The sequence below is a fragment of the Pseudoduganella sp. RAF53_2 genome, from assembly GCF_052113985.1.
In the GTDB taxonomy this organism is placed as follows: Bacteria; Pseudomonadota; Gammaproteobacteria; order Burkholderiales; family Burkholderiaceae_D; genus Rugamonas.
On record NZ_JBFRDW010000468.1, the window covers coordinates 1 to 4889 of the forward strand.

The 4889-nt window shown below is 60.5% G+C and carries 5 protein-coding genes; 3 read left to right on the forward strand and 2 right to left on the reverse strand.

Features of this window, described 5'->3' with window-relative positions:
- Window positions 1-1057, reverse strand: a 1057-nt coding sequence (locus AB4Z11_RS23060) for a TonB-dependent receptor plug domain-containing protein (protein WP_442027925.1), incomplete at its 3' end; no start/stop codon positions are given.
- A gap of 113 nt (window positions 1058-1170) precedes the next feature.
- On the opposite strand from AB4Z11_RS23060, the gene AB4Z11_RS23065 reads away from it, so the two are divergent.
- Entirely contained in the window at window positions 1171-2292 is a 1122-nt protein-coding gene (locus AB4Z11_RS23065; RefSeq protein WP_442027927.1) for an ROK family protein, read from the forward strand.
- Window positions 2293-2361: 69 nt separating this feature from the next.
- Entirely contained in the window at window positions 2362-3741 is a 1380-nt protein-coding gene (locus AB4Z11_RS23070) for an MFS transporter (RefSeq protein ID WP_442027928.1), read from the forward strand.
- Between the two features lie 3 nt (window positions 3742-3744).
- Here AB4Z11_RS23070 and AB4Z11_RS23075 read toward each other — a convergent pair whose 3' ends face one another.
- The gene (locus AB4Z11_RS23075; protein WP_442027929.1) at window positions 3745-4683 is read right to left on the reverse strand and encodes a LysR family transcriptional regulator; all 939 of its coding nucleotides are present in this window, start codon (window positions 4681-4683) and stop codon (window positions 3745-3747) included.
- A gap of 112 nt (window positions 4684-4795) precedes the next feature.
- On the opposite strand from AB4Z11_RS23075, the gene AB4Z11_RS23080 reads away from it, so the two are divergent.
- Window positions 4796-4889: urate hydroxylase PuuD (locus tag AB4Z11_RS23080; RefSeq protein WP_442027930.1), on the forward strand; the 94-nt coding region annotated here is incomplete at its 3' end.

Below are 4889 nucleotides of genomic sequence, written 5' to 3' on the forward strand. Positions count from 1 at the left end.
AATAGAAAGCGTCGAAATCCAGTTTGCCTTTGGTGAAGCCGGCTTTGGCCGACAGCAGCCAGGCGCCGATTTCGCCCTCGTATTGCAGGCCGATGTTGCCGAATTCGAGGTGACGGCCGTTCTTCAGGTCGCGCTGGTCGGTCTGCAGAGCGCCCGAACCATCCAGGTATTTCTGCGGCACGTTGCGCAGCGACGGCGAGTTCATCGTGCCCTTGAAGTAGTCGATGTAGGGATCAAGGGAGACACCAGGGTTGCGCGGATCGGCAATCGGAATCGGCAGATAGAAGACGTTATGGTCGTTCAGGTAGTTGGCGCTCAGCTTCCAGGTGCCGGTATCGGTCACGCGCTTGATGTTGGCGCGGAGCTGGCCGCCGCGGTCATTGGGGAAACCGTTGTCGCGATGACCGTCGTCCTGGCGAATGAAGCCGCCGATGGCATAGAAGGTCTTGTCGTCAATGGCGCCGGCCTGGTAAGCGTCCAGGCGCTTGAGACCCGTGGTGCCAAGGCTGACCTGGGCCTTGCCCTGCGTTTTTTCCGTGCCGGTGACCGTGGTGTTGTTGACGATGGCGGCGGCCTGGCTGGCGTAAATCGGCGCCGGTCCGCCGCGCACCACTTCCACCGTTTTCGTCATCAGATCGTAGCGGTTCATGCTGTCGCCGCGGAAGAAGAAGCCGTTAATTTCCGTAAACAGCGGCAGGCCATCCTGCTGGAACAGGGCGTAGCCGTCGTCGGTTGGAATGCCGCGCACGCGGGTGATGTTCTGCACTTCGCCACCAGTCGCTTCAACCTGGATGCCTGGCATTTTGCCCAGCAGGTCGGCCATGTTCTGCGGCGCCAGTTTTTGCACGTCGCCCTGCGACAGCGAGTTCACGGCATAGGACACATCGAAGCGGCGCTGCGGACGGGCGGAGCCGGTGACGACGACGACCTGCGAATCGGTGGTATCGGCAGCGGGCGTAGCGGCAGCGGGTGCCTCTGCGCTTACCTGCGCGAGAGCCGACGTAGTGAGCGCGTACAGCGCGCCGATCGCCGCGGCGAGTGTCTTTTTCCTGATCATGGTTTCACTCCTGGTAGGTAGGGATAAGTCACCAGCAGCTTAAGGACCAATTTTGACCGCTTTATTTATTACTTGTAAAATAAATCGAAAACTTGATGGCAAGGTGATAAGCAATGAGAGCGGCGCGACTGAACCTGGTGTCGGAAGAAAAGCGTTTGCTTCGGCATATGCGCAGCAAAGGGCCGATGCCGCGCACGGAGCTGGCCCTGTCCCTTCAGGTCAGCAACTCCTCATTGACGAAGCTTTCGCATAACCTGATCAGTCTCGGTCTGGTCGAGGAACTGGCTGCGGCTGAACCGCCAGTGCGCGGGCGGCCGACCGTTCCCTTGGCGGTGTCGCCGGCCGGCGGTTTCGCTGCCGGAGCGACGGTGCACAAAGGCGTGCTGGAAATCGCCCTGGTCGATTTTGCAGGCGGTGTCATCTCGCTGACCAGTGAGCAGGTGGGTGCACCCGATCCCATCGAGTTCGCCAACATCCTGGAACAGCGAATCAGTGAGCTGAGCCTCAAACACAAGCTGCTGGGCATGCGTTTTCTCGGTATCGGTGTCGGCGTGCCCGGGCCGGCCGTTTCGCGCAAGGGCGATCAATGGCATACGGTGAAGGACTTGCCGGGATGGCGCGACGTGCCACTGCGGCGGATACTGGACGAAGCCCTCGGCACCAGCGTCCTGCTGGAAAACGACGCCAAGGCGGCAGCGCTGGCGGAATACTATTCGGGCGGCACCATCGGCAAAGCGGCCACCGTCGTGGTGATCCTACTGGGATATGGCATCGGGGCGGGAGTAATTGAAGACGGGCACCTGATCAAGGGGGAATTCGGCAGCGCCGGCGATGTGGGCAGACTGTATCCGTCGGACTTACCGCGCCCGACGACGATGGATCTGCTATCGGTTCTGCAGCAGGCGGGATGTCCGGTGCTGTCGGTCGCCCAGTTCGAGGAACTGACGGCGGGCYATGAGGACGTGATCGAGCAATGGCTGGACCGCGCCGCCGTTCAGCTGGAGTCCCTGGTGAACAGTGCCATCGCCTGGTTCGATCCGGACGAGATTGTGTTTTCAAGCCCGTTGCCGGAATCGATCACATCGCGTCTTGCGGCCAGATTGAACGCCTTGTCTCTGCGTTGGCCGCACTATCGGCAGCACGGCGAGGTGCGCGTGTCGACACTTGGCGGCAGTGCGATCGCGATCGGTGCAGCGCTGCTGCCGATTCACGCTGCGACAGCGCTGCTGGCCTGACACGAAGCGGTCATCTGCGGGCAGTATGCTGGACGGGCCAGGAACTCGCCTCCATTTGCCTCCCGCCTCATGTTCGCCCATCGCCCCCTCATATGGATCGGTCAATGCCGCCGCGCCGTCAAAAATGACCGGCACATCATCGGCTATGCATCCGGCAATTTCGGCAAGGCGATCCTGCTGGGTACTATCGATGTCACGCTGCTCTATCTGCTGACGGACGTTATCGGCATTGCGCCCRCGCGCGTCAGCCAGCTGATGGTGCTGGTGCTTGCTGGGGACCTGATGTTCGATCTTTTGGCGGGATGCATTGCGGGCAGGGCAGAGCGGCATGGCATCGGCTACCGCCGCCTGATCGTGCTTTTCACCCTGCCATGTGCGCTGGTCTTTGCCGCCATTTACAGTTTCCCGCTGTCAGGCATTGACGATATTGTGGTCGCCGGCGCCCTCATCCTGTGTTTTCGCGCCGTTTTCGCGGCCATCGATGTTCCGCATAACGGCTTGCTGGCACGTGTTACGGCCGACAGCCACGCGCGCGGACGCGCCTCCGGCTACCGCACCATCTTCAGTTCCATCGCAAGTATCACCATCGCCTGTGCGATAGCCCCGCTCATGCACGGTGCAGTCGGTAGCGCTGCGCCGGAACGGATGGCGTGGCTGGGCATTGCGGGCGGCCTGCTGTTCTGCGCTTCGTTGCTGTTGGCGGCATGGTGTTCGAAGCCGGCGCATAATGCCGCCCCGGCGCGTCACCGGCAATTGTCGACGCGGCGCTTATTTCCGCGGCCGGACAGCTTGTTTGCCGCGATGGCGTCGATTGCGCTGATCACCGGTTTTGCCACGCCTATGTTCGTCAAGACGCTGCTTTATCTGTGTACTTATGTCTTGCAAAGTCCCGAATTCGCCGGACAGGTTCTGCTGATGCTCGCGGTGAGCCAGATTCTTGGCGCGATGTTCTGGATTGCGATGGTCAGGCATCAGGATAAAACGTCCCTGCTGGCGATGAGTCACGCCATTACGGTTGTGGGAATTGTCCTGTTTGCAGCGGCGGGTGAAAACAGGATTGCGCTGCTGACGTATGCGGCACTGATCGGCATTGGCTTCGCTGGCGTCTTCATGCTGCCATGGGGGATACTGGCCGACATCATCGACTTCTCGGAATTCCGCTATCGGGATCGGCGCGAAACGCTCTCGTTTGCAGTCATGCTGGTGCTGCTGAAGGGCGGCGGTGCAGCAGCGCTGGCGACAATCGGTGGAACGCTTGCAGCACTGGGCTACGTGCCGGGCGCCGTGCAGCCGCCTTCAGTCCTGTTGGGAATGAAAGTGCTGGCATTTGGCGTGCCGGCGGTGGGATCGGGGATCGCAATCCTGATTCTCCGGCATCTGGATATCGGACACACTCTGCACGCGCGGGTCAGCCGCGTGAACCGGATGCGGCGGACAAGGCTGGGCTGACGCCTACTTTCGCGCCAGTGCCTTGGCAGCAGCGGCGACCTGGTCGCGCAGCCACTTGTGTTCCGGCGCCTGATGCACGCGCTCATGCCACAGCTGATAGAAGCGCATCGGCGGGAACTTCACCGGCACATTGAAAATCTTCAGCGGCAGCGAGTTTTCGTAGAAGCGCACAAACTGGCGGCCTGTGGTCAGCACCAGATCCGATTGCGTCACCATGTAAGGAATCAGTCCAAAGTAGGCCGACTCCACGGCCACGTTGCGGCGCAGATTCTGGCGTTCGAGGAAGGAGTCGATCACGCCGCCGTATCCGGGCACCATTTGCGATGGCGCCACGTGGGGCAGGGTGAGGTAATCGTCCAGCGTCATCGCATCGCTTGCGGTGCGCTTGGCGTAAGGACTGGCCGCATGCATCACGCAAATGATCGGGTCCTCGAACAGTTTGGAGATGTGCAGATGCGCCGGTGGTTCATCCCAGTTTGCGATCACCAGGTCCATATCGCCATCGGACAGCATGCGCTGGTAATCGCTGCCTGGCCCCAGGCTGTGGATCACTACCCGGCTCATAGGCGAGCCGCGGCGTAGCATGGACACCACATTCGGCAGGAATTGCGAGTCCAGATAATCCGGAGCGGCTATGTTGAAAGTACGGGCTTCTTCCTGCGGTACAAAGGGCGTCTTCTTGACGAACAGGCCCTCCGCCTCGTCGAGAATGCGCTTGGCGGGACGCAGCAGGCTTTCGCCGTGCTGGGTCGGCACCATGCCGCGCGCGCCGCGCACCAGCAGCGGATCGCCCGTCAATTCACGCAGTTTGCGCAGCGAGGCTGAAATGGAGGGCTGCGGTTGATTGAGCTTGAGCGCCACCCTTGATACGTTCTTCTCCACCAGCAGCAGATAGAGAATGCGGATCAAATGAATATCGAGGTGTTGCGGCAGGCCGGACATGATGCGTGTGTATATTGGATCGAATATGTTGAATATACGCTATTTTTCATGTGTGATGGTGTATAACCGTTTATCTTCTGTAGATTGGCGACCGTCTAACTCAAGGAATTACATGGAATACCTGCTCCCGTACGGACTCGAATGGGCGAATCTGCTGGTGCGCTGGCTGCACATCATCACGGGCATCGCCTGGATCGGCGCATCGT